We start from the raw sequence: 17374 nt of genomic DNA, 5'->3' as shown, positions 1-17374 counted from the left end.
GGAGCCTGGGTCAGGTGGCGATGCTCACGCACCCACCCGCACACCGACGGCATCACGGCTAGCTGCACCGGCATGGACATGGTGGTTGATGCCGCCAATGGGTGAAGCGGCCTCAGGGCGGGGGCAGACGCCGGGCGGGTGGCCGCGAGACCCTGGCGGCAATCGCCTTCGTGGCTACGTCGGGCTGCACGTGGCGGCAGTTGCCGCCGGTGTTCGGTCCGCGCCGGCAGACGCTTTACCGGCGTGTCCCCCCGGTGGAGCCGGGGCCGGGTCTGGGCCCGGCTCCACCGCGTGATCCTCGATGAACTCGGCGCCCGTGGCGAGCTGGACTGGTCGCGCCGTGCTGCACGCCGACAAGGGCTACGACTACGACCACCTGCGCCGATGGCTCAGAGAACGGCATCCGCCACCGCATCGCCCGCAAGGATTCAGTCCTCGAAAGGACTGGGCCGTCACCGCTGGGTGGTCGAGAAGACCGTGTCCTGGCTGGCCGGCTGCCGACGACTGCATTCTTAGTGCTCCCACCCCTCCGGCGCGTCCGGCCCGTCCCGTCCGGGGCACAGGCTGAGCACGTCGCACTGCAGGATCACCTGATAGGGCTCCCCCGCGAACTCCACACTGCGCGAGTGATGGACACGCGGCAGGAACCGCCACTGCGAGGGCTTGACGTGCCGTGTCCGGTCGGCCTTCTCCACCCGCGTCTGCAACGTGCGCGAGGCCGGGTCGTTCGTTTCGACCAGCACCTCGTCGGTGTCGAGAGGGAAGTGGTCATGCAGCAGACACAGGCCGAAGCGGTCAAGATTGCCGTGTTTCTCCAGTACCGCGATAAGGTCCTGGACGAATTTCGCGTCCTGCGGTCCCAGCCCTTCGGCTTCCTCGAAAGGGGGGAGCGTGGGCCGTGGAGCGCTCGCACTTTTGTCGGTCATAGCCGGCTCCTATGGATCACGGATCACGGATTAGCTATGCACTCTTAGGGAGAGTAAGTCACCCCGCAGGGTCTTGCAATCCGGGGCGGCGGCTCGCCCGGGCTGTCGTCCAACGGGGTTGCAATAAGCCTCCCACCGCGCGTCTCCGGCCAGTACCTGGCGCCTCGTGAGTAGGTAGCGCACGACAGGCCAATCGTGCGGGTAGCGGAGCGCAAGATGACGACAATCCGGTGGCGGCGCTGGCTGGCGCTGGTGATCGTGGTGGCGGGGTGGTGGGGGCTGTGGCCGACGGAGGGGTGCGCGGCTCCCTCTAGCGGCTGCCAGGTGGGGGGCGTCGCGAGACCCAAGGTGGAGGCCCTGATCGAATTCTCCCATCACGGCCAGACGTTCGTACAGGCGCAGGCGACCACGAATGTCACGGTGGAGAAGGGATGGGATCTCGCGGACAAATTGACGCTCAGCGAGAAATCCGAGCCTTACCGACATGCGATGCGGTGCCTGCTGCGGAGGGTTAATAAGGTAAACCCCCGCCCTCTCTGGAGGGATGAGTGGCACCTCCACCGCCCGAAGGTTTCCCAAAAGGGCGAATGGGTTACCGTTCACTATGAGGCCTTCGCCTTGATTAAACACGAAAAGCACACCCGGATCGGCCCGTGGGATATCAACGTCACCGAGGGAGGGAAGACTTGGGAGGTTGCCCTTCAGCGGGAACCACTGGGGCAAGCGGCAACGAAGGCCCGGTGGAAGAGCGTCAAAGTCAAGTTGGGCGGACTCGATGCTTATGACGCGTCCCCCAAAGCGTCGTACGCCGACAATGACACTCGGAGGTGGAATCTCGAGAAGGACGGACGGGAGCGGGCCAACCCCGGTGACTCGAAGGTCTCCATCAGGGTAGTCCCGCCGTGGCATGCGTCCTTCGCAATGGAGAGTGCCCGGCAGTCGTTTTTGAGCAAACTAGGTGTCGTCTTGTGGTGGGTATGCGGCTCCGGGGCGTTCGCTCTGGCCGTGCTCCGCACCCGGCCCCGCCCCTCCGCTGAATTGATGCCATATGCATCGTGGTCGCCATGGCGGTCGCGCAACGTCGACACGGGCCCTCAGGAGCGCCCCACACTGGCAGCTCTGCTGCTGTGGGCCGGGCTCAGCGCAGCCCTCGGCCTGGCACTCACCCTGCTGTTCCCAAAGGCGCAAACCTTTACCATTTGGCACACCGTCATCGGCATCTTGGCAGGCGTCATCCTGATTCTCGCCGCCCGCCCATGGTTCCCCAACGCATCACCAAAAGCATCGGAGTCGGAGTCAGAAAAAAGAGACCATCGCGCAAAGGCCTGGACTCGCGACGTAATCTTTGCTTCTTCGCTGCTGACCGCATTCGGCCTCGTGGCTCTTTTGGCACCTGGACGCGTCGGGCTGCCCGGAGCTCTGACGCCGCCCGGGTCCGGTGTCGCCGCGCTGATGGTGTTGGAACTGGTGATGTTGTGGGTGTGGCTGGCTTCAATGGCGGCATGGGCGTGGCGTTTTGCAAGGGATGGAGGACTGGTCCGCCCATATTGGGCGGAGACCTGGGGAAAAGCGCCCATCCGCTGTATCGGGGCCGTTGGGACCGCATTGGCCGTGGTAGCGGTGGCGATGCTGTTCGCCTACCGGTGGTCAGTCGACCTCGATTGGCAACGCGCCAACTGGCTCATTGACGACGTCGATGGATATGACTCGGCCCATGCCGAGAGCCTGCGTAACGCACTGGTAGCCTTCGGACCCGCCAGCCTGGCCCAGGTGTACGCCTACACCTGGGTACTGACGGTCATCGCGCTCGTGGCGCTTTTGAATACCCGCGCCAAGACCGCCGACAACCTGGCCCACCGAAAATCGGAGCAAATCTCCCTGGGGCCCTCTCAGATCGATATGCGACTGACGGCCGTTATCTTCGCCATCGTCGCGGCGACGCGAGTGTACCTGTTCGCAGGCTCCTCCCTACTGTTGGTTGTTTGGCTCGTGCTGAATATCGTCGCACTCTACGCTGTGCGAGCGATGGGCCGACGGTGGTCCGTGCTGCCTCAGACAGGCGGAGACTCCATTCCCGAAGGGCTGGGCACCGAGCAAGGCCGCCACGACATGCTGGAGAAGGCCCACCAGTACCGTAATCTCCATCACCAGTTGCGCATCGTGGATCAAGGCCGGACAGAGAAGGACGCCACGCGCGAGACCTTGGAGAATCGACTTCGCCAACTGCGACATTGGCGACCCCCCGGATGTGGCCGGGACTGCCTACCCGATCACGTGTCTGTCGTCGACGTGGCCCTGAGCTGGGGACCGCGCGACAAATGGTGGGACAACGCATTGCAGGCCGCGCGCTTGGCCTTCTTCTTCGGGATTCCGGCAAGCGCCGCGCTCGTATGGGCGAAATACCTCAGCAGTGCGAAGCAACTTATGCTCACAAGCGCCAGCCCGACGGGGCCGGCCGAGATCCTGGCGTCGTTCCTCACCTGGCAGATCGCATGGGCCGGTGTCGGTCTGGCCCTCGGGGCGCTGTGGCGCATGCTGCCCGGACGCCGTGGCCCCATGCGCGCGCTGAGCCTGACCCTCGCCTATGCCATCCCCATCGGCATTGGCGCCCTGGTCAACCGCATCACCGACACGGAGCTCGGCAACGCGGTCCTCAGCGCCTCCCTCATGCTCATTGTCCTGACCCTCACGAGCATCTGGCTCGACATGGCGACATTCAGCCGCGAGAGGCAACTTTGGCCTACTCGACTCAGTCTGCTGCTGTCCATCTACCAAGTGCGAACTATTTCCGCGCAGGCCGCGTTTCTCCTTGCTCAACTTGCGGCTGCGGCAAGTATTTGGAAGGAGCTCTCCGGACCGCCGCTCAATTTCTAACGGCGTCGTCAAGGACTACCGCTCGCACGCAGCTTGGTCTTGAGAATCTTTTCCGCTCGCTTGCGTGGCAGTTCCACCAGGTCCACCTGCCTCGGCACCTTGTAGTCGGCCATCTCCCGCCGCGACCACGCGATCAGGGCATCCGCCGTCAGCGTCGAGCGCGGGCGGCGGACCGCGTATGCCTACGCCACCTCGCCCAGCCGCGCGTCGGGGATGCCGATGACGGCTACGTCGGCCACGTCCGGGTGGCGGGCGAGGAGTTGCTCTGTCTCGGCCGGGTACGCGTTGAAGCCGTTCCGACAGAGGCGGCGCAGGGGACCGTATGGGCGCCGTGGGCGGCGAAGGAGGCGGCACTGGCCCAGGCCCTCGCTCACGCCCCGCAGTTGATCCCGCTGGGGAACCTGCCGCCTGATCGGCAGGCAGCCCTGTTCACGGCCCGACGAAGGACTGTTCTGGCCGCGGTGAGCGTCAGCCGGTGGGGGACTTGCTCGTCGTGGTGATCTGGCAGGTGAAGGACGTGTACTGGGTCAAGGTGTAGCTGGTGTCCAACGTGACCGTCCGGCTCGAGCTCGGAAGGACGGTGACGTACTGGGAATCGACGCCGAGGAGGCCGCCGGAGCTGTCGTTCCACTTGACGCTGATGGAGTACTCGAAGGACTGCGTCGTGTCGGGGTTGGTGGCGGTGACGTCGTACATGAGCCGGCCGGTCGACTCGTCGTAGTCACAGTTGCTGCCGTCGGTATCGCTGGTCGCGTCCGGGTCGTAGGTGGGCGGCGCCGAGTAGGAGGAGGCCGGGGTCGGGTTCCCCGGCGTGTACGACGGCATGTCCGAGGGCAGGCCGGTCGGCAGGTCGGTGGGCAGGCCGGTCGGCAGGTCGGTGGGCAGGCCGCTGGGGGCGGACGCCGGCGAGTCGCCGCCGCTGCCGCCCGAGGCGAACCCGCCGAGGCCGCTGCTGTGGCCCCGCCCCTTCTTTCCGCATCCGGTCAGCGCGATGAGCCCGACCATGGCGACGGCGAGCATGCGAATGGAGCGGCGTTGCATGGAATTACCCCCGTGGAAAAAACACAATCAGCCCGGTTGAGAGCGGGCCTCAGAACACGGAGACGACCTCACACGTCACCACGGTTCCGGACGGCGAGGGGTCATCCAGCGGAACCCGCACGGTCCTGGTCTCTCGCGCGGGGACCGGTACGTTGGCACTGCCCGAGGTCACGACCGCGCCGTTCTTGTCCCTGAACTCCATGTCGACCATGTACGTATCGGCGGAACCCGAGCGGTTGCGCACCTTCACGGTCGCCGCCGGGTTCTCGCCCTTGTCCTTGTCGGCGCAGGTGACGACGGTCGCCTCGGGCTCGTCCGATGACGCGGAGCCGCCCGAGGAACCACTGCTGGACGCGCTGTCGCCGTAATCGTCGTCGTTGTAGTCGCGGTAGCGGGAGCCACCGGAGCTCGAACCGGTGCTGGAGCTGTAGTCGTCGGAGTCGGAGTAGCCACCGGAACCGGAACCGGAACCGGAGCTGGAGCCGTAGCCGGAGCCCGAGTGATGGGAAGCAGAACTGGAACAGCCGCCTCCGCCACCACCGTGGCCATGGCTGTGGCCACGCCCCTTGAACCCGGTCAGTGCCACCAGCACGACGGTGAGCACAGCGCCCAACCGCAGACCACGCCGCATCACATACCCCGTTCCCCCGCAGAAATCAGCGCGCCCGCAACCGTAGCAGCAATTGTCAGGGACACAGCCATACCTCCCCAAGGTGCGGCGCCCCTCGGGCTCCCCCTCAGGCCCGCCCCGCCGAGGGGCGCGACTGGCCGGTGCCCTTGACCGCGTCCAGCGCGTAGACACAGCGGTCCTTGCTGCACGCGTACACCACGCCCCCGGCCGCCACCGGGGAGCCGGTGATCTCGCCGCCGGTCGCCAGCTTCCAGCGCAACTGCCCGCCGGCCGCGTCCACCGTATAGAGGCAGTGGTCGGCCGAGCCGAAGTGCACCCGGCCGTCCGCGACCACCGGTGAGCCGATGACCTCGCCGCCCGCCGCGAACCGCCACTTGGGCGTGCCGGTCACCGCGTCGAGCGTGTAGAGCGCGCCACCGCTGCCCAGATGGACGGAGCCGTCGGCCACCAGCACCGGTTCGATCGACTGCCGCGCCTCGGTGGCGATGCGCCAGCGGTCGCGGCCGTTCGCCGCGTCCAGGGCGTAGACGGTGCCCAGGTAGTCGGCGATGTAGATACCGCCGCCGGTCACCGCGGGCCCCGGCGCGTACGCGGGGGCGCACAGGAAGACGGCGGGCGCCTCGAAACGCCACCGCACCTCCCCGCGCGCGATGTCGATCGCGAGCACCCGGGTGCCCGCCGACACATAGACCACCCCGTCGGGCGCCGACAGCAGCCGCAGCGGAACCCCGCCGCACGACGCCGCGTCGCCCACCGGGTACGACCAGCGCTCCGCGCCGGTGCGCGCCTCCAGGGCGCGCAGCCGCGCGTCCGACCACACATAGACCGTGCCGTCGTGGATGACGGGACCGGCCTCGGGCGTCTCGAAGTCGGTCTGGAGGCCCTGCATCTCCCACAGCAACTCGCCGTTGGCCGCCTCCCACGCCTGGACGCCGCCGCCGCGCGTACCGGTGACGACCGTGCCGCGGTCGACCTTCAGGGAGTAGACCCAGCCGTCGGTCGACAGCCGCCACCGCTCGGCGCCGTCCTCCGTGTCCAGCGCGTAGAGCGTGGGACCGTCCGAGGCGTGGATCCGCCCGTTGGCCACGTCCATCGCCCAGGCCACGTCGCGCGTCTTGAACTGGCGCCGCCCGGTGGCCACATCGAGAGCGTGCACCTCGAACGAGGTCACATAGAGCAGATCGCCGGCGACGACCGGAGTGCCCCATACGTCGTTCGACATACGGAACCGCCAGGGACGCCAGCGGCCGGGTCCGGCCCCGCCGCCCGGCTGCTCCGCGGAGTCGGCCGACGGCGAATGGGTCGGCGGCGGAACGGCGGCCGTGGCGGAGGCATCGCCTCCGTTCAGCCCACCGCTCGTCACCCCGCTCGGCGGCCGCACCCAGCCGGTGGCGGGCCCGGTGGCGGGCTGCGGCTGCGGCTCGCGGGTGTCGGCGGCACGCAGCCCCGGCCCGATCGGCACCTTCGAACCGGGCAGCCGCACCGGCCCGTCGGCCCCGGTGGGCAGCGGGGCGGGCCGCGCGGCGGGCGACGCGGCGGACGGGGGCCCTACGGGGGCCGCGTGCCGGCCCGGGCCGATGGAACCCAGCGCACTCGGCGGGCTCGCGGCCTCCGGGGCGCGCAAGCCCCCGCGCGGATCGCCGACGCCCACCGGTTCCCAGCCACCCGCGCCGGCAGGCGCGCCGGCGCCGTGCCGGCCGCCGCGGCCGTCCGGGGAGGCGTCGGGGGGTGAAGCGGGCGCGGGAGCGGGGGCGTACGAAGGCGGCGGCGTGGGCGGGCGCTCGGGAGGCAGCGGGGCCGAGGAGCGGCCGCCGCTCCCGGAGCCGGGACGGCCGCCCCCGGCCGCGGGGCGGGACGCGGCACCGCGCACCTGGTTACGGCCGCTGCGCTTGCGCTCGATGAGGGCGACGGCGCCGGCCGGCAGCCAGGCCGAGGCCGTACCGCTGTCGTCGGCGTTGGAGGCGAACAGATGCGGGGCCAGCTGCGACTGGAGGTCCGCGGGGGAGGGCCGCCGGTCGGCCTCCATCTGCATGCACGACTCGATGAGCGGCCGCAGCTCGTCCGGCAGCCCTTCCAGATCCGGGCCCTCGCGCAACAGCATGAACACGGTCTCCACCGGGTTCGCGCCGTGGAAGGGGGCATGGCCGGTGGCCGCGAAGGTCAGCGTCGAGCCGAGCGAGAAGATGTCGCTCGCGCCCGTCACACTGCGCGAGTCGCGCGCCTGCTCGGGCGACATATAGGCGGGAGTGCCGACGGCGACGTTGGTCATCGTCAGCCGGGTGTTCGAGACGCCGGACGCGATACCGAAGTCGATCACGCGCGGGCCGTCCTCGACGACCAGCACATTGGACGGCTTCAGATCCCGGTGGACCAGGCCCGCGCCATGGATGGACTGCAGCGCCTCGGCGACCCCGGCCGCCAGCCACCGCACCGCCTGGGCCGGCATCGGCCCGCACTCATTGACTATTTCCTCGAGGGAGGGCGCCGGCACGTACGCCGTGGCCAGCCACGGCACCGCCGCGCGCGGATCGGCGTCCACGACGGCCGCCGTATAGAAGCCGCTGACCGCGCGAGCCGCCTCCACTTCACGGGTGAACCGGACGCGGAACAGCTGGTCCTCGGCGAGCTCCGTCCGGACCGTCTTGATCGCGACCCGTCGGCCCGATGCCGAGCGGGCCAGATAGACCAGCCCCATGCCGCCCGCGCCGAGCCGACCGAGCACCTCGAAAGGGCCGATCCGCCTCGGATCGTGCTGCGTCAGCTGCTCCACCACTTGCCTGCCACCTCCCCGTGGGGGCTTGAAAAAATACAGCCCCGTGCAGCGTCTCACCGACAAACCAACCGGCGGCACGCATCCTGCATTCTCTCTGGCGAAGGCGGCGGTTGCGAACCCGGGGGCGAATCGTCGTGTCATCGGGCGGTACGGAGCCGGGACCCGCTCGGTTCGAACGGCGGGCGGCCGAAGTGCCCTCAGGCCCGCCCCGCCCTGCTCTCGGCCGACGTGGGGGCCGTCGCCGAGGTGTCGATGACGGCGAAGACCGCGCCCTGATTGTCCGCAAGGACCGCGAAACGCCCGTACGGCGTATCTTCGGGGTCATTGCGAACCCGCCCGCCCAGCCGGTGGGCCGTGCGCAGCGCGTCGTCGCAGTCCGCCACCACAAAGTACGTCAGAAAGTGGGCGGGCAGCACGGCCGGGTACCGCTCACCCATCACCACCCGCCCGCCGATCGCGTGGCGGGGGCCGCCCGGCTCGCCGCGCGGCGACCAGAGGACGCGGTCGACGTGGGCGCCGGGAGCGGGGGCGGCTTCTGGGCCGGGGGCGGCTTCTGAGGCGGTGGCGGTTTCTGGGGCGGGGGCGGTTTCTGGGGCGGTGGGGCCGGCGGCCTCCGGGGCGGGCTCCATGTCGTACCCGAAAACCGCCCGGTAGAAGGCGTCCACCGGCCGCGGCTGACGGGTGTGGAGCTCGGTCCAGCCGTACGAGCCGGGCGTGCAGCGCCGCCCGAAGCCGGGGTGGCTGCCCGCCTGCCAGAGCCCGAAGACCGCGCCGCCGGGGTCCGCGGCCGTCGCCATGACGCAGTAGCCGTCGATCCACACGGGCGGGGTGATCACCCGGCCGCCCGCTTCCCGGATCCGGACGGCGGTCGCGGCGGCGTCCTTGGCGGCGAAGTAGATGTTCCAGACGGTGGGCATACGGCCGTCCGGCTTGGGGACGAGCCCCGCGACGTCCTTCCCGCCGAGGAGGGCACGGGTGTATGTGCCGTAGTGGGTCGCGCTCTCCTGGAAGGTCCAGCCGAACAGCTCACCGTAGAAGCGCCGACCCGCCACGAGGTCGGGGAGCAGCACATCCGCCCAGCAGGGCACGCCTTCCGCGAATGCGGCCATGACCCGAGTCCTCCCACATCCTCCTGTTTGCAGCATTTACCGCGTTTGCCACGCTAACGGGGGATCGCCCGATGCGCCCGCCCCGCAATTCGAAATATTTGGCCAATCCTTGGCGGTCCCGCGCAGGCCGGGCGGGTCGTCCACGAAAGTTATCCACAGTCTGTTGATAAGACGATTCACTCGTGTGGGTGAGCGGTCATTCCAAGGTTCAACAGAGCCCCACAGCGATCGGAATCAGCCATTCCGACCAGCTCCGGGAGCCTCACAAACCACCCCATCCCGCGCTAACCCCTTTGCACGCAGCCGAATCGCGCTCCGATCAGCCCTCGGTAAGCTGACGGCATGACAGGACAAGTACGCACAGTCGACGGGCGGGTGGCCGGTCGTCGCGGGCAGGCGACGCGGCAGAAGCTGCTCGACTGTCTCAGCGAGATGCTCAGCACATCCCCGTACCGAGATGTCAAGGTCATCGATGTCGCACGTAAGGCAGGCACCTCACCTGCGACGTTCTACCAATACTTCCCCGATGTGGAGGGCGCCGTCCTCGAGCTCGCCGAGGAGATGGCGAAGGAGGGCTCGACCCTGGCCGATCTGGTCGCCGGCCGCTCGTGGACCGGCAAGTCCGGCGCCGCGGCGGCGGAGGACCTGGTCGAGGGCTTCCTCTCCTTCTGGCGCAAACACGACGCCATCCTGCGGGTGGTCGATCTTGGTGCGGCGGAAGGGGATAAACGGTTCTACAAGATCCGTATGAAGATCCTCAACCCCCTGACCAACACCCTGGCGGACGCGGTCAAGGAGCTTCAGGCCAAGGGCCGGTACGAGAAGGACGTCAACCCGGCGGCCGTCGCGGGCTCGCTCGTCGCGATGCTGGCCGCGGCCGCCGAGCACCAGAGGGGCTTCCAGAGCTGGGGCGTCAAGCAGGCCGACCTCAAGCCGAGCCTGGCCCTGCTCGTCCACCTCGGCATCACCGGCCGCAAGCCGCCGAAGTAACCCACGCCCGAGCACCGGCCCAGCCCGGCCGGCGAGCCGGTGGGCCCGCACACGTCCTGTCACGTCGCGGCGGATCACTCCCGAGTGATCCGCCGCGTCCGTTCCGTGCGTAAGCCCTCCGGGCCCACCCCGGGCCCCGGCCCAGGGGCCGGTGCCACCCACCGCGCCCCCTGCCCACCGCCGCGGAGGCCCGGCCGGCGGAAGACCGACCTCCCGGTCCCTCGCCACCCGTACGCCCTCTTCCCGGTCAGCAAAACTGATGTACCGTCAGCTTCATGCCCGCAGCGCCCCGATCCAAGCGCGCCCGCAAGGTCGCCGTCGTCGGTGTCTCCCTCTCCGACTGTGGCCGCGTCGATACGGCCACCCCCTATGCCCTGCACGCCCAGGCCGCCCGGCGGGCCCTCGCCGACTCCGGGCTGGACCGGTCGGTCGTGGACGGCTTCGCCTCGGCCGGACTCGGAACGCTCGCGCCGGTCGAAGTGGCGGAGCATCTGGGGCTGCGGCCCACCTGGGCCGACTCGACGGGCGTCGGCGGCTCCACCTGGGAGGTCATGGCGGCGCACGCGGCGGACGCGATCGCCGCGGGCCATGCCCGCGCCGTTCTGCTCGTCTACGGCTCGACCGCCCGGGGCGACATCCACGCGGGGCGCCGCACCGCGAACCTCTCCTTCGGGGCGCGCGGCCCGCTCCAGTTCGAGGTTCCGTACGGCCATACGCTCGTCGCCAAGTACGCGATGGCCGCGCGACGCCATATGCATGAGTTCGGCACGACCCTTGAGCAGTTGGCGGACATCGCCGTACAGGCGCGCGTCAATGCCGCGCACAACCCCGACGCGATGTTTCGGACGCCGATCACGGTTAATGACGTCATGAGCGGTCCGGTGATCGCCGACCCCTTCACCAAGCTGCACTGCTGTGTCCGCTCGGACGGTGGCTGCGCGGTGCTGCTGGCGGGCGAGGAGTATGTGCCGGACACGGCGAAGCACCCGGTGTGGGTGCTGGGTTCGGGCACCGCCGTCTCGCACTCCGCCATGTCCGAGTGGGAGGATTTCACGGTCTCGCCGGCAGCGGCCTCGGGAAGCGCGGCCTTCGCAAGGGCCGGTGTGCGGCCGTCGGACATCGATGTGGCCGAGCTCCACGACGCCTGCACCTATATGACTCTGGTGACCCTCGAAGACCTCGGCTTCTGCGCCAAGGGCGATGGCGGCGCGTTCGCGGCGCAGGGGCGGCTGACGCTCGGCGGCGGGCTGCCGACGAACACCGACGGCGGGGGCCTGTCCGCCTGCCACCCCGGGATGCGTGGGCTGTTCCTGCTGGTCGAGGCGGTGCGGCAGCTCCGCGGCGAGGCGGGCGAGCGGCAGGTCCGCAAGGCGGGCGGGCGGCTGCCGGAGCTGGCCGTGGCGTCGGGGACGGGCGGCTGGTTCTGCTCCTCGGGAACGGTCGTCCTGGGCCGCGGCTGACACCCCGCCGTCCGTCCCCGCTTGCCCCGCCCGATCGCGGGTGATCGGATGGGGACCCGATGAACGACGACAAGAATGAGGCCTTCCGCCGGCTGCTGCGGAGCCAGCGCGTACCGCACGCGGGCGAGCTGCCCGTCTTCGACCCGGCCATGGCCCCGGATGCCCCGCTTCCGCTCTTTCGGCAGTGGTTCCGGGAGGCGGTCGAGTCGGAGGAGCCGGGCCCGCACACGATGATGCTCGCGACGGCCGGCGCCGACTGCCGCCCCTCCCAGCGCACCGTCATGCTGCACGACGCCGATGAGCGCGGCTGGCACTTCCGGACCCATCGCACCAGCCGCAAGGGCCGCGAGCTGGCGGAGCGCCCCTACGCCTCGCTCGCGTTCCACTGGATGCGGACGGGCCGTCAGGTGCGGATCGCGGGACGGGTGACGGAGGCGGGGCCGGAGGAGAGCGCGGCGGACCTGCGCGGACGGTCCCCCGCCGCGCTCGCGGCTGCGCTGGCCGGGGCCGGGCGCCAGAGCGAGGTGCTCGGGTCGTACGAGGAGCTGCTCCGGGACTTCGAGGCGGCGTACGAGCGCGCGGAGCGGGAGCCGGACGCGTCCGCCCCGACCTGGACGCTGTACGTCCTCGCGGCGGAGGAGGTCGAGTTCTACCAGGAGGAGGCGCGGCGCCGGCATGTACGGCTCCGCTACCACCGCGCCCCCGGGGAACGCGACGGCTGGCACCGCGAGCTGCTCTGGCCTTGAGGTGCCCACCCGGACGACGGCGGCCGGAAGACGGGAACAGCCGTGGCGGCGCCCTCGGCGGTCCCCGGGGCGTCGCTGTTCAACGGGCGGAAGGCGACGCGGAGCTCCATCCCCACGTGCGGCCCGTCCTCCCCGGCCCCGATGAGCTCGGTCATCATCCGCGGGCCCTCGGCGAGGTCGACGACGGCCGCGGTGTACGGGGCCCGGGCGTCGAACGGCGGAAGGTCATTGCGGTGCACCACCGACCACGTATAGAGGGTCGCGGCGCCGCTCGCCTCCTCCCATGCGACGTCCTCGCTCCAGCAGTACGGACAGAATTCGCGCGGATAGTGGTGGGCCCAGCCACAAGCGGCGCAGCGCCGGATCAGCAGCCGGCCCTCGGCGGCGGCATCCCAGTAGGGGCGAGTGAAGGCGTCGGTCCCGGGCAGATCGAAACGCATCTCGTCTCCTCGTCACCACGATACTGACGTCACGTCAGTTTCGATGGACGTCAGTTTCGGTGCCGGACGCGGCCCGCACAAGGGGGCCCGAGCGGCGGGGCCCCCCGCGCCCCGCCGGCCGGAGCGTGACGCAGCGGAACGGCCCGTGACATATCCGCAACCGATTCGGAATCACTTTGACCGGATCACTTTGACCGAACCCCGTCAAATCCCCGGCTACGCTCACCCGCATGGCCGACAGCTTTCCCCCGCGCTCCTCCTCACCCGTGTATGTGATCGGCGCCGGGCCGGGCGGGCTCGCCACCGCCGCCGCGCTCACCCAGCACGGCATCCACACCGTGGTCCTGGAGAAGTCCGACGCGATCGCCGACTCCTGGCGGAACCACTACGACCGGCTGCGCCTCCACACCACCCGCCGCCTCTCCGGCCTTCCCGGGTTACCGATCCCCCGGGCCTACGGGCGGTGGGTCGCGCGCGACGACGTGGTGCGCTACCTGGAGCGCTACGCCGAGCACCACCGCCTGGAGATCGTCACGGGCGTCGAGGTCTCGCGGATCGACCGTGCGGCGGACGATACGGAATGGGTGCTGCGGGCCACAGGCGGACGCGAACTGTCCTCCCCTGTGGTCGTCGTCGCGACCGGCTTCAACCACACCCCCCGGATGCCGGACTGGCCGGGCCGTGACACCTTCACCGGCGAGCTGCTGCATGCCCGCCGCTACCGCGACGCCCGCCCGTACGAGGGCCGGGACGTGCTGGTGGTCGGCGTCGGCAACACGGGCGCGGAGATCGCGGTCGACCTCGTCGAGGGCGGCGCGGCGCGGGTGCGGCTGGCGATCCGTACCGTGCCGCACATCCTGCGCCGCTCGACGGCGGGCTGGCCCGCCCAGGCCACCGGCATCCTGGTGCGCCGGATGCCGCGGCGCGCGGTGGACCGGGCGGCGCGGGCGGTGTGCCGGCTGACCATGCCGGACCTGACCGAACACGGGCTGCCCTGGCCGGACACAGGGCTCTGCACCCGGGCCCGGGAGGGCGCGATCCCGGTGCAGGACGTCGGACTGGTCGACGCGGTACGGACGGGCCGGGTAGAGGTGGTCGCGGCGGTCGACTCCTTCGACCAGAACAAGGTGGTGCTGGCCGACGGCTCCCGCATCAACCCCGAGGTGGTGGTCGCGGCCACCGGCTACCGGCGCGGACTGGAAGACCTGGTCGGCCACCTCGGCGTGCTGGACGACCGCGGCCGTCCGCTCCCCCACGGTCGGCGGACCCTGAGGACCGCCCCGGGCCTGCACTTCACGGGCTACACAAACCCGATCAGCGGCATGCTGCGCGAACTCGCCATCGACGCACGGAAGATCGCCAAGACGGTCGCCCGCACGACGACGGCGTGACGGCAGCACGACACCGACATGGCGAGGGCGCAGCCGGACGCCGTCACCCTGCGTGTTCTCCTCGTACCGACCATTCCTGACCGGCGGCCGTTTCAGTAACCTGACCATTCAGTAACGTGACTGACCGTCAGTTAGCTGGTTATTGGCCAACGAGCAGGAGTGGCGGATACCGATGCTTGGATCGACTCACGGCACCCTCACCACCAACTCCCGTCACGCCCCCGCCGTCGCCTGCGGAGGGTCGCCCGGCCCGGCCGTCCATCCCCAGAGCGGGCCCTCGACGGCCGGGAACGCCGAGGACACCGACGTCAGCGGACGCCCCCTGCACTCCGCCGTCCCCGACCTGGACCGCTTCTTCCGTCCCGAGTCGATGGCCCTCGTCGGCGCCTCCGACGCCGAGGACCGGCCGAACACCGGTATCACCCGCCGGCTCATCGCCTGGGCCGAGCGCGTCGGCGCCCGGCTGCACCCCGTACACCCCTCCCGCCCCGCTGTCTTCGGCATTCCCTGCGTGCCGTCCGTGGCCGACCTCCCCGGACCGGTCGACCTCGCCGTCCTCCTCGTCCGCGACCCGCTCCCGGTCATCGAGGAACTCGACGGGGCCAAGGCGAAGTTCGCCGTCGCCTTCGCCTCCGGCTTCGCCGAGACCGGCCCCGAGGGCGCCGCCGCGCAGACGCGGCTGGCCGCCGCGGCCCGCCGCGCCGGGCTGCGGCTCCTCGGCCCCAACACCAACCTCAACGCCTTCGAGAGATTCCGCGACGATCTCCAAGGGCCCGCCATCGCCCTCATCACCCAGTCAGGCCACCAGGGCCGCCCCCTCTTCATCCTCCAGGAACTCGGCATCCGGATCAGCCACTGGGCCCAGACCGGCGACGAGGCCGATCTGGAGACCGCCGACTTCCTCTCCTACTTCGCCACCCGGCCCGAGGTCGGAGCCATCGCCCTCTACGCGGAAGGGCTCAAGGACGGCCGCGGCTTCCTCCTCGCCGCCGACCGGGCCGCCCGCGCCAAGGTGCCCGTCGTCGCCGTGAAGGTCGGCCGCACCGAGACCGGCGCCCGCGCCGCCGCCTCCCACACCGGCAAGCCGACCGGCGCGGACGCGGTGGTGGACGCGGCGATGCGGCAGTTCGGCGTGATCCGGGTGGACGGCCCGGACGAGCTCCAGGACACGGCGGCGCTGCTCGCCCGCGCCCGCCCGCCGCTCGCCGAGGGCGTCGTGGTGTATTCGATCTCCGGGGGCACCGGCGCACACTTCTGCGACCTCGCGACGGCGGCGGGGCTGCCGCTGCCCACCCTCTCCGCCGAGAAGCAGACCGAACTCCACCAGTGGATACCCGGCGACCTCAGCGTCGCCAACCCGGTCGACAACGGGGGCCACCCGGTGGGCGACTGGCGCGGCCGGAAGATCATCGACGCGCTCCTCGCCGATCCGGCCGTGGGCGTGCTGATCTGTCCCATCACCGGCCCCTTCCCGCCGATGAGCGACAGACTGGCGCAGGACCTGGTGGACGCTGCGGAACAGACGGACAAGCTCGTGTGCGTGGTGTGGGGCTCACCGGTCGGCACCGAGGACGCCTACCGCACCACCCTGCTCGGCTCCTCCCGCGTCGCCACCTTCCGCACCTTCGCCAACTGCGTCACCGCCGTACGCGCCTATCTGGGACACCACCGCTTCACCGCCGGCTACCGCTCCTCCTTCGACGACGCCCCGCGCACCCCTTCCCCCTCGGCGCGCAAGGCGGAGGGCCTGCTGCGCCCAGGGCAACAGCTGAGCGAGCACGCGGCGAAGCAACTGCTGCGGGCGTACGGCATCCGGGTGCCGCGCGAGCAGCTGGTGACCAGCGCCGCCGCGGCCGTCCGCGCCGCCGGGCTCGTCGGCTACCCCGTCGTCATGAAGGCGTCCGCGCGGCGGCTCGCCCACAAGACCGAACTGGGCCTGGTCCGGCTGGGACTGACCTCCGCCAGCCAGGTACGCGACACCTATCGGGAGCTCACCGACATCGCCCGCTACGAGGGGCTGGAGCTGGACGGGGTGCTCGTCTGCCAGATGGTCGACCGCGGTGTGGAGATGGCCGTCGGCATGACACACGACAGCCTCTTCGGCCCCACCGTGACCCTGGGCCTCGGGGGTGTGCTCGTCGAGGTGCTCCAGGACGCCTCCGTACGCGTCCCCCCGTTCGGCGAGGACCAGGCGCGCGCGATGCTCGCCGAACTGCGCGGCCACACCCTCCTCGACGGCGTCCGCGGCGCGCCCCCGGCCGATGTGGACGCCCTCGTCGAGGTCGTCCTTCGCGTCCAGCGCATGGCCCTGGAGCTCGGCGACCGCATCGCCGAACTCGACGTCAACCCCCTGATGGTGCTGGAGCGCGGCCAGGGCGCGGTGGCACTTGACGCCCTGGCCATCTGCCGCTGAGCCGCGCGGCGGCCGCAGCCGAGGAGCTCCCCCATGACCTCGGAGGGTGCGTGCTCATCACTCATACACTGGGTGCATGCTCCGCTATGCCTGCCGCTGAGCCGTCACCGCCTGCTGCCGAGGTGCTGCGGCAGCGTTATGTGCGAAGGCTTCCCGAGGCGCTCGGCGAGCTGGCCGGGCCAGCGCATGGCTCCGTCCTTCGAGATCTTCCCGCCGGAGATGGATGGCCTCTGGATGCCCGTGCATGCCCTCGATCTTGTCGAGATGGGCATGGTGCAGGGCCGGCCAGAACTGGAATCCGGAGGAGCTGTCCGAGGCATGCGCCGAAGCGGGGCGCCATGCCTTTCCGCTGTCGGCCACGCCCGAGCCGTTCGTCGGCGGGACGGGTGCGCCGGTCGCGCCGGTGGCGATCCTCTGAGCGGCGCGGAGGGGCTCAGCCCCGCGGTCGGTCCGACCGGCGCGAGGGGACCGGCGGGTCTATCGGGCGGCGGTGCGCATATGCACACCCCGAGCACGGCACGGCGCACCGCCACCCGGCTCCGGCGTTGAGCCCTGTTCAGCCGCCGGGCCGCGACCCGCA

General features: G+C 70.5%; 13 protein-coding genes and 4 pseudogenes. 10 read left to right on the top strand and 7 right to left on the bottom strand.

Translation table 11 applies throughout. The features are described 5' to 3' along the window. Positions 1-101: 101 nt before the first annotated feature. Both ABZU99_RS14930 and ABZU99_RS14925 read left to right on the top strand, forming a co-directional pair. The gene (locus ABZU99_RS14930; RefSeq protein WP_355940549.1) at positions 102-305 is read left to right on the top strand and encodes a transposase; all 204 of its coding nucleotides are present in this window, start codon (positions 102-104) and stop codon (positions 303-305) included. A 38-nt stretch (positions 306-343) separates the two neighbouring features. Then, positions 344-507 (top strand): annotated as a pseudogene (locus tag ABZU99_RS14925) (IS5/IS1182 family transposase); the annotation flags it as partial. A gap of 5 nt (positions 508-512) precedes the next feature. Here the strand turns inward: ABZU99_RS14925 and ABZU99_RS14920 are convergent. Beyond that, positions 513-926 carry a hypothetical protein gene (locus ABZU99_RS14920; RefSeq protein ID WP_355940546.1) on the bottom strand — a complete coding sequence of 138 codons (414 nt, stop codon included), beginning with the start codon at positions 924-926 and terminating at the stop codon, positions 513-515. A gap of 216 nt (positions 927-1142) precedes the next feature. Between ABZU99_RS14920 and ABZU99_RS14915 the strand changes: the two genes are divergently transcribed. Further along, positions 1143-3800, top strand: a complete 2658-nt coding sequence (locus ABZU99_RS14915; protein ID WP_356043130.1) for a DUF6185 family protein — start codon at positions 1143-1145, stop codon at positions 3798-3800. An 8-nt stretch (positions 3801-3808) separates the two neighbouring features. Here the strand turns inward: ABZU99_RS14915 and ABZU99_RS14910 are convergent. Further along, a pseudogene (locus ABZU99_RS14910) lies at positions 3809-4093 on the bottom strand (fatty acid--CoA ligase family protein); the annotation flags it as partial. Between the two features lie 3 nt (positions 4094-4096). On the opposite strand from ABZU99_RS14910, the pseudogene ABZU99_RS14905 reads away from it, so the two are divergent. After that, positions 4097-4300, top strand: a pseudogene (locus tag ABZU99_RS14905) (hypothetical protein); the annotation flags it as partial. Here ABZU99_RS14905 and ABZU99_RS14900 read toward each other — a convergent pair. From ABZU99_RS14900 to ABZU99_RS14885, 4 genes are all read right to left on the bottom strand, one after another. Next, positions 4269-4841: a hypothetical protein gene (locus tag ABZU99_RS14900; RefSeq protein WP_356043127.1), complete on the bottom strand. Its 573-nt coding sequence runs from the start codon at positions 4839-4841 to the stop codon at positions 4269-4271. The pseudogene ABZU99_RS14905 and the gene ABZU99_RS14900 overlap by 32 nt on opposite strands. 49 nt (positions 4842-4890) lie before the next feature. After that, positions 4891-5472, bottom strand: a complete 582-nt coding sequence (locus tag ABZU99_RS14895; protein ID WP_356043124.1) for a hypothetical protein — start codon at positions 5470-5472, stop codon at positions 4891-4893. A gap of 106 nt (positions 5473-5578) precedes the next feature. Then, positions 5579-8245: a PQQ-binding-like beta-propeller repeat protein gene (locus ABZU99_RS14890; RefSeq protein WP_356043121.1), complete on the bottom strand. Its 2667-nt coding sequence runs from the start codon at positions 8243-8245 to the stop codon at positions 5579-5581. A 197-nt stretch (positions 8246-8442) separates the two neighbouring features. Next, a complete protein-coding gene (locus tag ABZU99_RS14885) occupies positions 8443-9354 on the bottom strand; it encodes a VOC family protein (protein ID WP_356043118.1) in 912 nt (303 codons plus the stop codon). Between the two features lie 342 nt (positions 9355-9696). Between ABZU99_RS14885 and ABZU99_RS14880 the strand changes: the two genes are divergently transcribed. The 3 genes from ABZU99_RS14880 to ABZU99_RS14870 all read left to right on the top strand — a co-directional run bounded on the left by ABZU99_RS14880 (position 9697) and on the right by ABZU99_RS14870 (position 12550). Next, positions 9697-10344, top strand: a complete 648-nt coding sequence (locus ABZU99_RS14880; protein WP_355940528.1) for a TetR family transcriptional regulator — start codon at positions 9697-9699, stop codon at positions 10342-10344. Positions 10345-10619: 275 nt separating this feature from the next. Next, positions 10620-11804 carry an acetyl-CoA acetyltransferase gene (locus ABZU99_RS14875; RefSeq protein WP_356043115.1) on the top strand — a complete coding sequence of 395 codons (1185 nt, stop codon included), beginning with the start codon at positions 10620-10622 and terminating at the stop codon, positions 11802-11804. Positions 11805-11863: 59 nt separating this feature from the next. Then, entirely contained in the window at positions 11864-12550 is a 687-nt protein-coding gene (locus tag ABZU99_RS14870) for a pyridoxal 5'-phosphate synthase (RefSeq protein WP_356043112.1), read from the top strand. On the opposite strand, the gene ABZU99_RS14865 is transcribed toward ABZU99_RS14870, so the two are convergent. Beyond that, positions 12493-12990 carry a Zn-ribbon domain-containing OB-fold protein gene (locus ABZU99_RS14865; RefSeq protein ID WP_356043109.1) on the bottom strand — a complete coding sequence of 166 codons (498 nt, stop codon included), beginning with the start codon at positions 12988-12990 and terminating at the stop codon, positions 12493-12495. The genes ABZU99_RS14870 and ABZU99_RS14865 overlap by 58 nt on opposite strands. 230 nt (positions 12991-13220) lie before the next feature. Here ABZU99_RS14865 and ABZU99_RS14860 point away from each other — a divergent pair, with 230 nt between their 5' ends. The 3 genes and pseudogenes from ABZU99_RS14860 to ABZU99_RS14850 form a co-directional block, all read left to right on the top strand. After that, entirely contained in the window at positions 13221-14381 is a 1161-nt protein-coding gene (locus ABZU99_RS14860) for an NAD(P)/FAD-dependent oxidoreductase (protein ID WP_356043106.1), read from the top strand. Between the two features lie 172 nt (positions 14382-14553). After that, entirely contained in the window at positions 14554-16794 is a 2241-nt protein-coding gene (locus tag ABZU99_RS14855) for an acetate--CoA ligase family protein (RefSeq protein WP_356043103.1), read from the top strand. A 195-nt stretch (positions 16795-16989) separates the two neighbouring features. After that, positions 16990-17212: pseudogene (locus ABZU99_RS14850) on the top strand (cyclase family protein); the annotation flags it as partial. Between the last annotated feature and the right edge of the window lie 162 nt (positions 17213-17374).

It is taken from the genome of Streptomyces sp. NPDC005266 (assembly GCF_040607655.1).
In the GTDB taxonomy this organism is placed as follows: domain Bacteria; phylum Actinomycetota; class Actinomycetes; order Streptomycetales; family Streptomycetaceae; genus Streptomyces.
The sequence above is the reverse complement of the archived record's forward strand: the minus strand, read 5'-3'. Positions and strand labels throughout refer to the sequence as shown.